Annotated in this window: 11 protein-coding genes; 3 read left to right on the top strand and 8 right to left on the bottom strand. The window is 73.4% G+C overall.

Annotated elements, in window-relative coordinates; genetic code table 11:
* Positions 1-83: 83 nt before the first annotated feature.
* Positions 84-2,861, bottom strand: coding sequence for a cellulose binding domain-containing protein (locus HNR10_RS17815; protein WP_179825000.1), 2,778 nt, complete (start codon positions 2,859-2,861; stop codon positions 84-86).
* 106 nt (positions 2,862-2,967) lie between these two features.
* Positions 2,968-5,376, bottom strand: a complete 2,409-nt coding sequence (locus HNR10_RS17810) for a glycosyl hydrolase family 95 catalytic domain-containing protein (protein WP_179824998.1) — start codon at positions 5,374-5,376, stop codon at positions 2,968-2,970.
* Positions 5,377-5,463: 87 nt separating this feature from the next.
* On the opposite strand from HNR10_RS17810, the gene HNR10_RS17805 reads away from it, so the two are divergent.
* The 3 genes from HNR10_RS17805 to HNR10_RS17795 all read left to right on the top strand — a co-directional run bounded on the left by HNR10_RS17805 (position 5,464) and on the right by HNR10_RS17795 (position 9,405).
* Positions 5,464-7,464 carry a beta-galactosidase gene (locus tag HNR10_RS17805; RefSeq protein ID WP_179824996.1) on the top strand — a complete coding sequence of 667 codons (2,001 nt, stop codon included), beginning with the start codon at positions 5,464-5,466 and terminating at the stop codon, positions 7,462-7,464.
* 77 nt (positions 7,465-7,541) lie between these two features.
* Positions 7,542-8,699: a xylose isomerase gene (gene xylA, locus HNR10_RS17800; protein ID WP_179824994.1), complete on the top strand. Its 1,158-nt coding sequence runs from the start codon at positions 7,542-7,544 to the stop codon at positions 8,697-8,699.
* 139 nt (positions 8,700-8,838) lie between these two features.
* The gene (locus HNR10_RS17795) at positions 8,839-9,405 is read left to right on the top strand and encodes a hemerythrin domain-containing protein (protein ID WP_179824992.1); all 567 of its coding nucleotides are present in this window, start codon (positions 8,839-8,841) and stop codon (positions 9,403-9,405) included.
* A gap of 112 nt (positions 9,406-9,517) precedes the next feature.
* On the opposite strand, the gene HNR10_RS17790 is transcribed toward HNR10_RS17795, so the two are convergent.
* The 6 genes from HNR10_RS17790 to HNR10_RS17765 all read right to left on the bottom strand — a co-directional run bounded on the left by HNR10_RS17790 (position 9,518) and on the right by HNR10_RS17765 (position 15,262).
* On the bottom strand, positions 9,518-9,730 hold the full coding sequence (locus HNR10_RS17790) for a hypothetical protein (protein ID WP_179824990.1): 213 nt from the start codon (positions 9,728-9,730) through the stop codon (positions 9,518-9,520).
* A gap of 78 nt (positions 9,731-9,808) precedes the next feature.
* Complete coding sequence (locus HNR10_RS17785; RefSeq protein WP_179824988.1) at positions 9,809-10,273, bottom strand: GNAT family N-acetyltransferase; 465 nt, start codon at positions 10,271-10,273, stop codon at positions 9,809-9,811.
* Entirely contained in the window at positions 10,270-10,797 is a 528-nt protein-coding gene (locus tag HNR10_RS17780; protein WP_179824986.1) for a hypothetical protein, read from the bottom strand. The genes HNR10_RS17785 and HNR10_RS17780 overlap by 4 nt, the downstream gene beginning before the upstream one ends.
* Positions 10,790-12,481 (bottom strand): FAD-dependent monooxygenase, encoded by a 1,692-nt coding sequence (locus HNR10_RS17775; RefSeq protein WP_179824984.1) that lies wholly within the window; start codon positions 12,479-12,481, stop codon positions 10,790-10,792. The genes HNR10_RS17780 and HNR10_RS17775 overlap by 8 nt, the downstream gene beginning before the upstream one ends.
* A 79-nt stretch (positions 12,482-12,560) precedes the next feature.
* On the bottom strand, positions 12,561-13,169 hold the full coding sequence (locus HNR10_RS17770; protein WP_179824982.1) for a TetR/AcrR family transcriptional regulator: 609 nt from the start codon (positions 13,167-13,169) through the stop codon (positions 12,561-12,563).
* 116 nt (positions 13,170-13,285) lie between these two features.
* Positions 13,286-15,262: a glycoside hydrolase family 31 protein gene (locus tag HNR10_RS17765; protein WP_179824980.1), complete on the bottom strand. Its 1,977-nt coding sequence runs from the start codon at positions 15,260-15,262 to the stop codon at positions 13,286-13,288.
* Between the last annotated feature and the right edge of the window lie 73 nt (positions 15,263-15,335).

The raw sequence follows: 15,335 nt of genomic DNA, 5'->3' as shown, positions 1-15,335 counted from the left end.
AAGACCCGACACCGATGGGTAGGGCCCCGAGGTCAGCAATGTCCTCGGGGCCCTGGTCGATCCCTCCGTGGCGGAGGCTCAGGTCAGTCGCACGCCTGCCCGTTCAACGTGAACTCCTCCGGTGTGCCCGGAGTGCCGTCGACGGCGCCGTTGAAGCCGACCGTCACCGACTCCCCCGGCTCGATCCGGGCGTTCCACCCGGCGTCGGTGACCGTGACGGTGTCCCCGGCCTGTTCGTGGCTGCCGCCCCACAGGCTCGTGACCTGCTCACCGGCGGTGAAGCCCCAGGCCAGCTCCCAGCCGTCGACGGATTCGGTCCCGGTGTTGGTGACCGCCACGTCGGCACCGAATCCGCCCGACCAGGCGCCGTTGACCGTGTACGCGACCTCGCACGCCCCCGGCTCCGGTGAGGGGTCCTCGGAGGGGCTGGGCGAGGGGTCGGGGTCCTCGGACGGGCTGGGCGACGGGTCCGGATCCGGATTCCCGCCTCCGTCGGCGAGGTCGCCGTAGATGATCCCGCGCCCGTTGGTCCCGACGTAGACCCGCCCGTAGACGTCCGGGTCGCCCGTGACCACCGAACCCGTCCAGCCCCACTGGTGCTGGTCGTCGTTGATCCGCGTCCACGTGACGCCCGCGTCGTCGGAGCGGAAGATCCCGCGGACGCCGTCGATCCGGGAGCTGGTGTACACGGCCGGGTAGTCCTCACCGGGCGCCGGTGCGCCGAAGCCCACCGCGTCGCCCTCGTCCACGGCCTCGATCCGCTCGAACGAGGCGCCCGCGTCGGTGGACCGCCACATGCCGTACTCGCCGTCCGCCTCGCCGCCCGCGACCCACACGTCACCGGAGTGCCCGGGAACGGCTCCGAAGCGGATGTCGCCCTCGGCCGGCAGGCCGGTGTCGTCGGAGGCGGTGAAGGTCGCGCCGCCGTCGGTGCTGGTGTAGAAGGTGCCGTCGGCGACCGCGTAGAACACGTCCGGGTCGACCCGGTCGGCCTCCACCCGCGCTCCCGCCGGTACGCCGGAGGACGCGGTCCAGGAGGAACCGGTGGTCGTGGACACGTGCACGCCCGCGCCCTCGGCGCTCCACAGGATCGCGGAGCCGTCCGCGTTCACCGCGACCGTGCCGCCGCCGGTGACCCCGTCGGGCTCCTGTCCGCCCCACCAGTTCTGGCCGCCGTCGGTGGACACCCCGATGTGCGAGGTGGCGTCGTCCTCGGCGTCACCGACGCGGACGACCGTGTCGGGCGCGAGTTCGGCGAAGTCCACACCGGTGCCGTTGCCCCAGTAGGGGTCCTGGTGCATCTCGTCCGGGACGGTGCCCAGGTCCTCGTGGACGAAGCCGCCGATGTCGCCCATGACCGAGACGAGCGGCCCGTCGGGCAGCGCGGCGAGGTCGCGGATGGAGGTCTCCTCCAGCCCGTGCACCTTGACCTCGATGTCGACGGTGGTGTCGGTGTCCCAGTTGGTCAGGTTGTCGCTGCCGTAGATGGTCGCGCCGGTACCGTACATGAACCGGTCGGAGTCGAAGGGGTCGATGGCCATGCCCTGGCTCATCCAGCCCAGCTTCGGTTGTGTCTCGGGTGCTTCGCCCGGTCCGCCGAAGTCGAGCCAGGGCGCGGTGGAGATGTCCATCTCGTACCGCGTCTCGCGCTCGGGGTAGTTGCCCCAGTCCCAGGCCTGCGTCCAGGTCTCGCCGCGGTCGGTGCTGCGGAAGATCTGGTTGTCCGGCCACCAGGAGATCTGGGAGGTGACCATGAGGGTGTCGGGGTTCTGGCGGTCGATGGTGAGCCCGCCGTAGCCGAAGGCGCTGTCCTCGGAGGTCGAGGGGACGGGGCTGATGTTGGCCCACTCCTCGGTCCCGGTGTCGAAGCGCCACACGTCGCCGGACGCGCCGTCGTAGGGGCCGGGGGTGTCGGTGGTGGCGAGGTAGAGCTGGCCGCCCTCGTGGTCCAGGACGGCGTGCGCGGGCAGGTGCCCGGTGGGGGCGCCCGCCAGCGGCTCCCAGGTCCGACCGCCGTCCTGGCTGCGGTAGACGGGGTCGCCGAGGTCGCCGACGCCGACGTACACGTCCTGGGTCACCGAGCCCTCGGAGCCGGTGCGGCGGTCGAACTCCACCCAGGTCACGCCGGTGATGTCGCTCTGGAGGCCGAACTCGTCGTCGGGGTTCTCGACGTAGTCGCCCGGGTTGGGGAACTCCTCCACCTCGGCCCAGGTCTCGCCGAAGTCGGTGCTGCGCCACAGGCCGTGGCCGCCCCGGGCACCGAAGTAGACGACGCTGTTGTCGTTGGGGTCCACGGACAGCCGCTCGCCGAGGCCGCGGCCGGGCATGTTGCCGCCGAGCTTGAAGGGCAGCTCGGTGACCTCCCAGGTCTCGCCGCGGTCGTCGGAGCGCAGGATGGCGCCGTTGTTCGGGTCCCAGTCGTTGGTGTAGGTCCCGGCGGCGGCGTAGACGCGGTCGGGGTCGACGGGGTCGGTGGCCAGGCTGACGATGCCGGTCCACCCCCAGTCGTCCCAGCCGATCCAGTCGAGCAGCGGGTTCCAGCGCTCGGTGGAGGGGTCCCAGCGGTAGGCGCCGCCGATGTCGGTGCGGGCGTAGATCAGGTCCTGTTCGGACTCGTTGAAGATGATGTTGGGGACGAAGCCGCCGCCGGCGATCTGGACGTTGTCCCAGGTGTAGGCGCTCTCCTGGGCGGCGGCCGGGTCGGGTGCGGAGTGGACGGCGGCGGTGCCCGTCGCGGTGAGCAGGACCGCGGCGGCGACTGCCAGGAGGGTGCGGCCGGAGCGCGGCCGGGGCCGGGGCCGCGGGGAGTCGGTGTGCGTGGGGTGTGCGGGATGTGGGGGATGCGGGGGGTGTGGAGACATGACGGACTCCAGGGGTGGGGGTAGACCCGTCTCCGCCGGATGTCCGACGGAGACGGGCGCGAAGTCCCCATTAGTTTGGTAATCCGACTAACGGAGAGCAAGGGGGTCAACCCAGAATTTTCGAAGCGCTTCGACGATCGGCTTCGGAGCAGAGCCGGAAACGCACGGTGACCCCGTTCCGAGGGCCGGTCCGCACGGAGTGGAACGCGCCGCCGGGGAGGCCGACGCGCACGGTTCGGGGCTCCACGGACCGCAGCAGCGCGGTTCCCGCGCCGCTCCCCCACTCCAGGCGGTCGACGATGACGCCGCCGCGCGCCCGCAGACCCTCGACCCGGCCCGTGGACCAGGCGCGCGGGAGCGCCGGCAGCAGATCCACCCGCCCCTCGGACGAGCGGACGAGCATCGCGGCGACGACCGCCGGGAAGCCGCCGCCGATGTCGACGTTGAACAGGGCGCCCCGGTTGTGCGTGGAGACCAGGGTCGGCCGCCAGTACCGGGTCGCCAGGAGCGCGAGCGTCTCATGCGCCTCCTCGGCCAGGCCGAGCCGGGCCGCCGCCAGGCCGAGCTGCACGAGCCCGAACGCCATCTCGTCGGACTCCTGGCCCCGCCACCAGGCGAGCCGGGCCCGGACGGTGCGGACGGCCGCCGCGCGCAGGCGGGGGTCGGCGAAGGCGGGGTCGGGCTCGTACCAGAGCGGGAACAGGTGGGAGGCGTGCCGGTGGGCGTGCTGGTCGCGCTGTTCCACGGGCCCGGCGGGGCCCGCCCACTCGGCGAGTTCGCCGGCGTCGGAGACGCGGTAGCCGGGCACGCGGGCGGCCAGCCGCAGCCAGCGGCGGGCGCCGGGCAGGCCGAGTTCCCGGTGGGCGCGCACGAGGTTGCGGGTGAGGTCGCGCACGGCGGCGACGTCGAGGGTGGCGTTGACGGCGGCCTGGCCGTCGCCGTCCGCCGGGGTGTTCTCCGGTGAGTAGGAGGGCACGAAGCCGTCGTCGGTGAGGAAGTCCTCGTGGAACTCCGCCGCCCCGGTGAGGAAGGGCAGCGCTCGCTCGCGCAGGAAGGCGCGGTCGCGGGTGTGGGAGAAGTGGTCCCAGTACAGCCGTGCCATCCAGGCGGCTCCGGAGGTCCAGCAGGTCAGGCACCACTCGGGGCCGAAGTGGTTGTGCCGCCCGCTGGTGGAGGCGTGCGCCGGCAGGAGCAGGCCCCGGCAGCCGTAGAGGCGGCGGGCGTTCTCGGTGAGTTCGGGGACCATGCCATCGAGGAGGTCGAAGAGGCCGTGCATGAGTTCGGGCGTGCCGGTGGTGTGGAGGGCGGCCACGGCGGAGGGCAGGTTGCCGTCGAAGGTGTAGCCGGAGCGCCACGGGGGGTCGTAGGTGCCGCTCCAGACCCCTTGGAGGGTGGGCGGCAGGTCGCCGCAGCTGGACACGATCGCGTACCGTCCGGCGTCGACCAGCCGGGCGACGAGTTCGGGCGTCGCCCCGGACGCCAGAAGTTCCTCCCCCGTCACCTCCGGCGCCGGGGCCGCACCGGGCACACCGGTGGCTCCGCGAGCTTCCGCAGCGGCCCCACCGGCCACCTCCGACCCACCGGGCGCGTCTTCCGCGCTTCCGGTGCCCTCGGAGCCGGCGTGGTCCGGACCTTGCAGGTGGACGCGGAAGCGGCCCATCAGCTCGCCGTGGACCTCCCGGTGACGGACGAGATGCTCGTCGAAGCCGGTGATCGGCGGCTCCGCCGACTCGACCGGCGGCGGGTCCGACTCCCCGGGGGCGCCGACCCGGACCCGGGCCACCACCAGCAGCCGCGTGACACCGCGCACCCGCAGGCCGTCCGGTGTCGCGTCGACCCGGCCGCCCTCCGCGACGATCTCGCACGTCACCGCGTACCCCGGCAGCGTGCCCGGCGGGCGTTCGGGGAAGCCCACCCGCAGCGCGAACCGGTCCGTCCGGATCTCGGAGTCCACGGTGACCGGAACAGGGGGCTCGTCGTCCGGAAGGGTGAGCCGCAGCAGTCCGTCCAGTCCTTCGGTGCCCGGCCGGGTGAACTCGGCGACCACGGCGTCGGCCGCGTCGGGCACGCGCGAGGCGAAGACCCGGTGGACCGTGCCGTCCGGCAGGTGCTCGGTGACCACGCCCGAGCCGAAGTCGCAGCGGCGCGGCACCGGCCCCGTCCCGGGCGCGGTGGGCGCGAAGGCGAGGACGGCCGCGCCCACCAGCGGGTCGGTCCACCGCGTCCCGGCGGCGTAGCCCGGGTCCTCGGCGGCGGCGAACGCGGTGATCCGCTCGGCCGCCGCGCGTGACCGGCCCCGCCGCAGCAGGGACCGCAGTTCGGGCAGGATCCGCGCGGTCTCCGGGGCGGGCAGGGACGCCTCCACCGGCAGGAACAGCCGTTCGTGGGCGAGTGTCAGCGTGGTCCGGTCGGCCGTGGCGTGGGCGAGCGCGCCCACCCGGCCGTTCCCGGTGATCAGCGCGTCCTCCCAGTCACGGACGGGATGGCGGGTGAGGAGGGGCGGGATGTCGGCCATCGGGACTCCAGGGATGAGGGGTGTTACCCGGGCGAGCGGTCACTCGCCATACTTAGTTGGCTTTGTCCCCCAATCAAGGAGTCCCGCATGTCCGCTCCACTCTGGTTCGGCGGCGACTACAACCCGGAGCAGTGGCCCGAGGCGGTCCAGGTCGAGGACGTCGAGCTCATGCGCGCGGCCGGGGTCACCCTGGCCACCGTCGGCGTGTTCTCCTGGGCGCTGCTGGAACCGGCGGAGGGCGAGTACCGGTTCGCGTGGCTCGACCGTGTCCTGGACCGGCTGCACGGCGCCGGGATCGGTGTCGCCCTGGCCACGCCGACCGCCTCGCCGCCGCCCTGGTTCGGACTCGCCCACCCCGACGCCATGCCCGTGACGGCCGACGGCACACGGCTCACGCACGGCAGCCGCGACACCTACGACGTGTGCGCCCCGGCCTACCGGGAGGCGTCGGTGCGCATGGCCACCGCCCTGGCCGACCGCTACGCCCACCACCCGGCGCTGGCCATGTGGCACGTGCACAACGAGTACGGCTCCTGGACGCACTCCGAGCACGCCGCCCGCGCGTTCCGCGACTGGCTGCGCCGCCGCCACGACGACCTGGACACGCTCAACCGGGCGTGGACCACCTCCTTCTGGAGCCAGACCTACACGGACTGGGAACAGGTCCAGCCGCCGCGCGCCACCCAGTACCGGCCCAACCCGGCGCACGTGCTGGACTTCCGGCGGTTCCTGTCGGACGAGATGCTCGACCACTTCCTGGACCAGGCCGACGTCCTGCGCCGCGCCCGGCCGGAGGTGCCGGTGACGACGAACTTCGCCTTCGGCGACTGGGTGCCGGTCGACCCCTGGCGGTGGGCCGAGCACCTGGACCTCATCGCGGTGGACGACTACCCGGACCGGATGGGGACCGAGGGCGCCGAGCAGACCGCGTTCGCGGGCGATCTGGCCCGTTCCTTCGCCACCCGCGTTCCCGGTCCGGGGCGCCCGTGGCTGCTGATGGAGCAGGCGGCGGGTGTGGCCTACACGGGGGAGATCACCCGCCCCAAGCCGCCCGGCGAGATCGCGCGGCACAGCATGACGCACGTGGCCCGCGGCTCGCAGGGCGCGATGTTCTTCCAGTGGCGGGCCTCGCGGGGCGGCGCGGAGCAGTGGCACTCGGGGATGGTGCCGCACGCCGGTCCGGACTCGCGGATCTTCCGGGAGGTGTGCGACCTGGGCGGCGTCCTGGGCCGGATCGCGGAGGCCCGCGACGCCGACGTGGTCGCGGACGCGGCGGTCACGTGGGACCCGGAGTGCTGGTGGGCGCTGGGCAGTCCGTCGCTGCCCGCCCGGACGGACTACCTGGAGGCCGTGCGCCAGGTGCACCGCGTGCTGTGGCGGTCGGGGCGCACGGTCGACTTCGTCCGCCCGGACCGGCCGCTGCCCCCGGTTCCGCTGCTGGTCGTCCCCGCCCTGTACCTGCTGTCGGACGAGGCGGCGCGTCGACTGGCGGACTTCACCGCGGGCGGCGGCACGCTGGTGGTGACCTACCTCAGCGGGGTGGCCGATCCGGACTCCACGGTGCGCGTGGGCGGGTACCCGGGCGCGCTGCGCGACCTGCTCGGGGTGCGGGTGGAGGAGTTCCACCCGCTGTTCCCCGGGGAGACGGCCGCGCTGGACCTGGGTTCGGTCCGCGAGGAGGTCACGCAGTGGAGCGAGCACGTCCACCTGGAGGGCGCCGACGCGGTGGCCCGGTACGCGGGCGGCCGGCTGGACGGCGAACCGGCGGTGACGCGCCACCGGTACGGCGCCGGGGAGGCCTGGTACGTGTCGGCGCGGCTGACCGACCGGGGCCTGGGCAGCCTGATCGCCGAGGCGGCGGGCACGGGGCCGTTCCCGGAGCCGGAACTGGACGTGGTGCGGCGGGTCGGCGACGGGGGCGTGTGGGTGTTCGTCACCAACCACGGCGCGGGGCCGCGGCGGATCGACCCGGTGCGGCTGGGCCTGGACTCCGACGCCCACGACCTGGTCACCGGGCGTGCCGCCGACGGGTTGGTGGTGCCGGGAGGAGGTTTCGCGGTGTTGCGGGGACACGCCGCCGCTAATTAGTTGTTCCACTAGACAAACTAGCCGCACTCTGGGCAGACTGAGCGGGCCGACTGATCCCGCCACTCCTGGAGACACGCATGAACGACTTCCGCCCGGTGCCCGAGGACAAGTTCACCTTCGGTCTGTGGACCGTGGGCTGGCGCGGGGTCAACACGTTCGGCGACCCGGTACGGCCGCCGCTGGACGGCGCCGACGCCGTCCGGCGGCTGGCCGAACTGGGCGCCCACGGGATCACCTTCCACGACGACGACCTCATCCCGCCCGGCAGTTCGGACGCCGACCGGGAGGCGATCCTCAAGCGCTTCCGGGGCGCGCTGGAGGAGACCGGCCTGGCCGTCCCCATGGTCACCACCAACCTCTTCACCCACCCGGTGTTCCGGGACGGCGGCTTCACGTCCAACAGCCGCGACGTGCGCCGCTACGCGCTGCGCAAGGTCATCCGCAACATCGACCTCGCGGTGTCCATGGGCGCCACCACCTACGTGTGCTGGGGCGGCCAGGACGGCGCGGAGACCGAGGCGGGCAAGAACGACGCCGCGGCGCTGGACCGGCTGCGCGAGGCGTTCGACCTGCTGTGCGGCTACGTGCGGGAGCAGGGCTACGACCTGCGGTTCGCCATCGAGCCCAAGCCCAACGAGCCACGCGGCGACGTGCTGCTGCCGACCGTGGGCCACGCCCTGGCCTTCATCAACGAGCTGGAGCACCCCGAGATGGTGGGGGTCAACCCGGAGGTCGGGCACGAGCAGATGGCCGGGCTGAACTTCGCGCACGGGGTCGCCCAGGCGCTGTGGGCGGGCAAGCTCTTCCACATCGACCTCAACGGGCAGCGCGGCGTCAAGTACGACCAGGACCTGCGCTTCGGCGCGGGCGACGTGAAGGAGGCGTTCTTCCTGGTCGACCTGCTGGAGAGCGCGGGCTACGACGGGCCCCGCCACTTCGACTTCAAGCCGCCGCGGACCGAGGACATGAGCGGCGTGTGGGAGTCGGCGCGGGCGTGCATGCGCAACTACCTCATCCTGCGGGAGAAGGCGCGCGCCTTCCGCGCCGACCCCGAGGTCGCCGCCGCGCTGGAGGCCGCCCGGGTGCCGGAGCTGTCCCGGCCCACGCTGGCCGAGGGCGAGAGCGTCGCGGACCTGCTCACCGAGGAGATCGACCTGGCGGAGGTCGGCGAGCGCGGCTACCACTTCGAGAAGCTGGACCAGCTGGCCCTGGAGCACCTCTTCGGCGTCCGGTAGCCGTCGGAGGGCGCGGGGTACGCGGGGCTCGGGCGGTCCCGGAGGGACCCGGACGGTCAAGGTTCGAAAAACCGGTGTCTGGCCGTCCGGGCCCTGGGTAGTGGCGGTGGTCTCAGCCCTTGTGAAACCGGAGGAGACCATGGCCGAGGACGCCATCACCCTGATCACCCGTGACCACCGCGAGATGGAGCGGCTGTTCGACCGGCTGGAGAACGAGCGCGACCAGCGTCCGCGCCTGCTGGACGAGGTCGAGGCCATGCTCACCGCGCACAGCCGGGCGGAGGAGGACGAGGTGTACCCCGTCGTCGTCCGCACGACCGGCGAGGTGCCCCAGGTCCGCCACAGCGCGGAGGAGCACCAGGAGGCCGAGGAGCTGCTCGGCCGGTTGCGCGACTGCGAGCCCGACAGCGACACCTTCGACGAGCGCCTGCGGGAGTTCGTCGACGCGGTCAAGCACCACGTCGAGGAGGAGGAGAGCGAGATCCTCCCCGCGCTGAAGCGGGCGGTCGGCCAGAAGCGCGTCACGGAGCTGGGTACGGCCTTCAGCCGCCGGCGCGCGGAGGAGCTGGAGCTGTTCGACCCCGCCTCGGCGAAGATCCCCAAGCAGCGCCTCTACGAGCAGGCCCGGCACCTGGACGTGCCGAACCGCTCCAAGATGAGCAAGGAGGAGCTCGCCGAGGCCGTCCAGGAGGCCAGGCAGCACTGACGCGGCCGAGGCCGGACCGGGCGGCGCGGCCCTCGGCGGCGCCGTCCGGCGGGTGCGCGGGCCGGACCGCCTCATGCTCCGACCGGATCCACGACGGGGGTGTCCGGGTCGGCTACGGGTACGGGGTGTCCGGGAACGGGGCCTGAGGCGGGAACTGAGGTGGGAGCGGGGGCGGGACATAGGGGTCCGGCGGCTGGTACACGTCCGTGGGCGGGGGCGCTTCCTTCTCCTCGTCCTCCTCGTCGGAGTTCTGCACCGCGAACAGGAATACGAGGAGGACGATCCAGACCCCGAGGCCCAACAGTCGGCGGAGGTTTTCGCTCATGGAGGAGGGATACCCGCCTCCTCTCCCCCGGACCGCGGGACGGGCGTCCTGCCGTGGCCGGCACGGGACAGGTCTGCCTCACGTCGTCGGCAGGGTGTAGCGGAGCTTCTCCTTCCCGCGAGCGCCGAGGCGGTCGTAGAAGCGCGCCGCGTCCGTGTTCCACACCGGGGTCTGCCACTGCACCTCGTCGAGGCCGCGGCGGCGGGCCTCGGCCACGACCGCGTCCACCAGCCGGGCGCCGAGCCCCTGTCCGCGGGTGCCGTCCCGGAGGAAGAGGCAGTCCATGCTCAGGTACTCGCGGCCCGCCCAGGTGGAGACCTCCGGGGAGCACGTCGCGTAGCCGACGACCTCGCCCCCGGCGGACTCCGCGACCAGGCACGCGAGCCGGGGCTCGGGGGTGTCGAACAGCAGGGCCGCCAGACGCTCGGCGAGGTCGGGCGCGGGCGGCGGCGCCTTCTCGAAGGCGGCGTGCTCGGCGGCGAGCGCGGCGACGCGGGGCAGGTCCTCGCGCCGTGCGGGGCGGACCCGGGGAGCGGGGCTCATCGCACCTCCCCCTCCAGGGTGTCGGCCTCCCACGCGGCGAGGCGGTCGGCGATCCCGCCCCGGGCGTCAAGCACGTGGCGGGTGAACGCGTCGCGTTCGTGGGCCAGGATCGCCGCCTCCCACACGCAGGGGGCCAGCCCGTTGCGTCCCGGCCGCAGTCGCTCGGGACGTCCGGCCGGCCCGGTGAAGACCGCCAGGTCCGACATGTGGCCCTCGATCCAGCTGTGCACGAGGACGTAGTCGCCGTCCCCGCCCGCGTGCACGATGAGGACCGCGAGCCCGAGCGAGCCCCGCGCGCTCCCCAGCCGCAGGTGCGCCTCGGCGATGCGCAGCGCCTCGGCCTCCACCTTGGCGCTCACCAGGCGGCGCGGCGCCTCCAGGGCGTAGGCCTTGACCAGGTGGCCGCCCAGCTCCCTGCTCCCCAGCGTGCGGGACGTGCGTGCGTGGTGCTGCCCGGCGAGGTCGAGCAGGGCCCGTGTGTCGACGGCCTCGGGGGTCCGTCCCGTCTCTTCGAGTTCACTCATCCGGCCAGTATGCGGCGCGCCCCGTCCGGCCCGGTGAGGGCGGGTCCTCGCGGACCGCCTCCCGGACCTCCGCCAGGGCGCGGAAGTAGTCCCGCACCGGTGCGGTGTCGATGCCGTCGGCCCGGTAGCCGACGTACTTGTCCGGCCTGACCAGGTACAGGCTCGGGCGGCGCACCCCGTAGCGGTTGTGGGCCTCCCCGCGCAGGTCGGCCACGACCCCCTCGACGGGTTCGGCGGGCAGGTGGCCCCGCACCACGACGTGGACGCGCCCGTACCCGCCCATGGCCGCGCGTCCGGCGTCGGCCCAGGACCGCAGGACGGCGGGATCGGCGACGTCCGCGGCGAACAGCACCAGGTGGTGCCCGGGGTCGCGGTAGACGTGCCGCAGCGCGGTGGCGCCCGCGCGGGTCTCCAGGTAGGCGTCCGGTGCCTGCTCGCCTCCTGCGGGACCGGTACGCGCGCCGTCGCTCCACGCCGGGGCCCGGGACCCCTCCCACGCCTGGGACACGAGCGCGCTGTCACGGTAGTTGACCAGGTGCTCCCCGAGGGCGGTCGCGATCCTGCGCTGGGTGGCGTTGAGGCGGCCCAGGAAGCGCAGGCCGTGGCGGCGTGCCCGGCGGACGACGAGGGATCGGCTCGTCACGACGCGCGTCGCGGTGGAGGTCGCCTCGATCACCGAGCGGGCGACCGGTCGGCGTTCGTCCTCGAAGCTGTCGAGCAGGGAGGGGTCCGCGAGCCCGGTGGCGACGAGGGCGAGCTTCCACCCGAGGTTGTAGGCGTCCTGCATGCCCGTGTTCATGCCCTGGCCGCCCACCGGGCTGTGGCTGTGCGCCGCGTCGCCCGCGAGGAGGACGCGGCCGTGCCGGAACCGGTCGGCGAGCCCTTCGCGGGCGACGAACGAGGAACTCCACGCCAGCTCGTGCGGACGGACCTCCAGGGGCGTGCGCCGGTCGACGTACCCGGCGAAGTCGTCCAGCGCGGGGACGGCGGGCGGCCGGTCGTCGGGGGTGTTGGCCAGGACGCGCCACAGGCCGCCCACCATCGGGAAGACCGCCAGGACACCGCCCGTGCCGAAGAACGCGTGGAAGCGGTCCCGCGACAGGTCCCAGTCGGCCGCCACGTCGCCGACGATGAAGCCCCGGCGCAGGTCGTCGGTCTCCCATCCGAAACCCGACGTGCGGCGCACGGTGCTGTGCGCCCCGTCGCACCCCACGAGCCAGCGCGTCGTCCACTGCTCGACGCGGCCGTCCCCGTGGACGATCTCGGCGGTGACGGCGTCCCCGTCGGTCGCCTGGGCGGCCAGGCGCGTGCCCCACTCGATGGTGACGCCCAGTTCCTCGGCCCGCGCCCGCAGCAGCCCGGCCGTCTGCCACTGCGGGAGGCACAGGTCCATCGGGAACGGGGAGTCCAGGGCGGACAGGTCGATGTCGGCCAGCGGCGAGGCGCCCTGGTGGAAGGACACCGTGCGCAGGGGGATGCCCCGCGCGACGGCGGCCTCGGCCACGCCGAGGTCGTCCAGCATCTCCAGGGACCGCGCCACGACCGCCACGGCCCGGCTCTCGCGGACGTCCGCGGGTCCCGCGTCGATGACGCGTGGCACGACTCCGCGCCGGGCCAGCTCGATGGCCAGGACGAGCCCGGTGGGCCCGGCCCCCACGATGAGGACGTCGTTGTCGGTACTCATACCAACCTCCCAGAATGAACGTTCGTTCTTTCTAGGAGAACACGAAGCCCTCCGCCATACAAGAGGAACGTTCGTTCTTTTATGTCTCCGGCGACCGGGACGCCGCCATGAGCGCCCGCAGCCCGTCCCGGAACGCCGCCGGGTCCGCGTCGCCGTAGACCGCGCGCCGGACCATGAAGCCGTCCACCACGGCGATCAGGGCATCGGCGACGTGCTCGGGCGGGACGCCGGCGGGGAGTCCGCCCCGCTCCTGGTGGCGGGCGACCAGGGCGCCGATCAGGGCCCGGACTCCGCCCATGACCTCCCGCAGGCGTGCGGCCAGGGACGGCGACCGCAGGGCCTCGCCCCAGATCTGGACGAGGAGTCCCGCCGACTCCGCGGTCGCGTTCATCACCGGCCCGCCGCCCGACAGCACGAGGTCGACGAAGTCCTCCAGGCCCGGCGGCAGGGCCCCGTCCCCCTCCTCGAAGGCCCCGGCGACCTCGGACAGGGCCTCGGCGGCGATCGCCGCGACGATGGCCTCCTTGCCGCTGAAGTAGCGGTAGACCGCGCCCATGGACAGGCCGGTCTCCGACTGGAGGTCCTGCATGGACGTGGCGTGGAAGCCGTTGCGGACGAAACAGCGCCGGCCGGCGTCGAGGATCTGCCGGCGGCGCGCGTCCATGCGCTCCTGGGACATACGAACCATGGCACCACGGTAGAACGAGCGTTCGTTCGACGCCCGCACCGGGGCGCCGGTGTCCGAGGTGCCCGGCGGGCCGTGGAGGGGGCACGGCCCGCCGGGGCCGCCTGGGGCGTGCCCGGTCAGCCGACGATCGGCACGTCGGCGCCGCCGCGCACCAGGACCGGGACCCGGTCCAGGGGCGCGTCCAGCATGATCTCCGTGCCGCCCGCGTGCACAGCGCCGGACCACGGGTCGACCCAGGTGGAGCCCTCGGGCAGGTACACCCTGCGGGAGCGCGCCCCGAACTCGGTCACCGGGGCGACGAGCACGTCCGGGCCGAAGAGGAACGCGTCCTCGGCCTCCCAGGCGCGCGGGTCGTCCGGGAAGTCCACGAACAGCGGCCGCATCGGGGGCAGGCCCCGCTCGTGGGCGGCGCGCATCTGCTCCATGACGTAGGGCCGCAGGCGCTCGCGGAGGAAGAGCATGTCCCGCAGCAGCGGGTAGACCTCCTCCCCGTACGACCACACCTCGTTGGGCCCGCCCGACATGTCCGGGTGCAGGGCGTCGACGAACGGCTCCCGGAACCCGTGCAGCCGGAACAGCGGGCAGAACACCCCGTACTGGAACCAGCGCACCAGCAGCTCCCGGTACTCCGGGGACTCCTGGTCGCCGCCGTGGAAGCCGCCGATGTCGGTGGTCCACCACGGGATGCCGGACATGGCGACGTTCAGCCCGGCGCGGATCTGCGTGCGCAGGGAGTCGAAGGTGGCGGGGATGTCCCCCGACCACAGGGCCGCGCCGTGGCGCTGGCTGCCCGCCCAGGCCGACCGGCACAGGGTGATGACGTCGGGCTCCCCCGCCGCGAGCATGCCCTCGTGGAAGCCGCGCGCGTGCTCGGCCGGGTAGATGTTGCCCACCTCCGTCCCCGGGCCGGCGTGGTAGCGCAGGTTCTCCGGGTGGCCGGGCTTGAGCTCCGGCTCGCACGCGTCCAGCCACCACACCCGGATGCCCAGGTCGAGGTAGTTGCGCCGCACCCGGTCCCACACGAAGGCGCGGGCGTCGGGGTTGGTGGGGTCGTAGAACGACACCTGGACGTGGGCGTCGACCCCCTTGTCCGCCCAGTCGGCGTGCACCGGCGGGCCCTGTTCGGTGGCGACGAGGTAGCCGCGCGCGAGCATCTCGTCGTAGTTCTCGCTGAGCGGGCTCACCGAGGGCCACACGGACACCATCAGCTCCACGCCCATCTCGCGCAGCTCGTCCACCATGGCCTTGGGGTCGGGCCACTCGGCGGGGTCGAACTTCCAGTCGCCCAGGTGGGTCCAGTGGAAGAAGTCGCTGACGATGACCGAGAGCGGCAGTCCGCGCCGCTTGTACTCGCGGGCGACCTCCATGAGCTCGTCCTGGGTCTTGTAGCGCAGTCGGCACTGCCAGAACCCGGAGGCGAACTCGGGCAGCTCGGGGGCGTGGCCCGTGGCGTCGGCGTAGTTCGACATGATCCCGGCGGGGCCGTCGCCGGCGGTGACCCAGTAGTCGATCTGGCGGGCGCTGTCGCTGACCCACCGGGTCCCGTTGCCGGCCAGCTCCACCCTGCCGGTGGCGGGGCTGTTCCACAGCAGCCCGTAGCCGCGCGAGGAGACCATGAAGGGGATGGTGACCTCGGCGTTGCGCTGCACGAGGTCGACGACGGCGCCCTTCTGGTCGAACAGCCCGTGGGTGTGCTGCCCGAGCCCGAACAGCTTCTCGCCGTCGTAGGCACGGAAGCGCTGCTCGATGCGGTAGTAGCCGTGGCCGGTGGAGCTGTAGGCGCGGGGTCCGGGCCACCAGAAGTGGGCGCGCTCCTCGGCGAGCAGTTCGTCGCCGGAGGCGTCCAGGAAGCGGAGCATCCCGGCGTGGTCGATCTCCAGGGTCAGGGCCCCGTTGGCGAGGACGGCCCGGTCCGCCTCGACGGTGACCGTGGCGGTGGCGGGCACCCGTGGCTCGACCAGGGCGCCGGGCAGGTCCTCGCGCAGGACCGACAGTCCGGCGCGGACGCGGATGCCGTCGGGGCCCCACGCCTGGGCACGGACGACCTGATGGCTGCCGCGCCACTCGATGCCGTCCTCGATCTCGTTGAACACGCGTCGTCCTTCCGGTTGGGGGGTGCTGTCGAAGCGCTTCGACAACGGGGGTGGGGGTCGGGTCGGGCGGATC

It is taken from the genome of Nocardiopsis aegyptia, assembly GCF_013410755.1.
Taxonomy (GTDB): Bacteria; Actinomycetota; Actinomycetes; order Streptosporangiales; family Streptosporangiaceae; genus Nocardiopsis; species Nocardiopsis aegyptia.
Note: the sequence above shows the minus strand (reverse complement) of the source record. Positions and strands in the feature narration are given on the sequence as shown.

Bases quoted from the DNA above. Each gene is read 5' to 3' on its own strand.
- HNR10_RS17795 (WP_179824992.1), top strand. From the start codon at position 8,839: ATGGCCGAGGACGCCATCACCCTGATCACCCGTGACCACCGCGAGATG.
- HNR10_RS17790 (WP_179824990.1), bottom strand. From the start codon at position 9,730: ATGAGCGAAAACCTCCGCCGACTGTTGGGCCTCGGGGTCTGGATCGTC.
- HNR10_RS17785 (WP_179824988.1), bottom strand. From the start codon at position 10,273: ATGAGCCCCGCTCCCCGGGTCCGCCCCGCACGGCGCGAGGACCTGCCC.
- HNR10_RS17815 (WP_179825000.1), bottom strand. From the start codon at position 2,861: ATGTCTCCACACCCCCCGCATCCCCCACATCCCGCACACCCCACGCAC.
- HNR10_RS17770 (WP_179824982.1), bottom strand. From the start codon at position 13,169: ATGGTTCGTATGTCCCAGGAGCGCATGGACGCGCGCCGCCGGCAGATC.
- HNR10_RS17810 (WP_179824998.1), bottom strand. From the start codon at position 5,376: ATGGCCGACATCCCGCCCCTCCTCACCCGCCATCCCGTCCGTGACTGG.
- xylA (WP_179824994.1), top strand. From the start codon at position 7,542: ATGAACGACTTCCGCCCGGTGCCCGAGGACAAGTTCACCTTCGGTCTG.
- HNR10_RS17805 (WP_179824996.1), top strand. From the start codon at position 5,464: ATGTCCGCTCCACTCTGGTTCGGCGGCGACTACAACCCGGAGCAGTGG.
- HNR10_RS17780 (WP_179824986.1), bottom strand. From the start codon at position 10,797: ATGAGTGAACTCGAAGAGACGGGACGGACCCCCGAGGCCGTCGACACA.
- HNR10_RS17775 (WP_179824984.1), bottom strand. From the start codon at position 12,481: ATGAGTACCGACAACGACGTCCTCATCGTGGGGGCCGGGCCCACCGGG.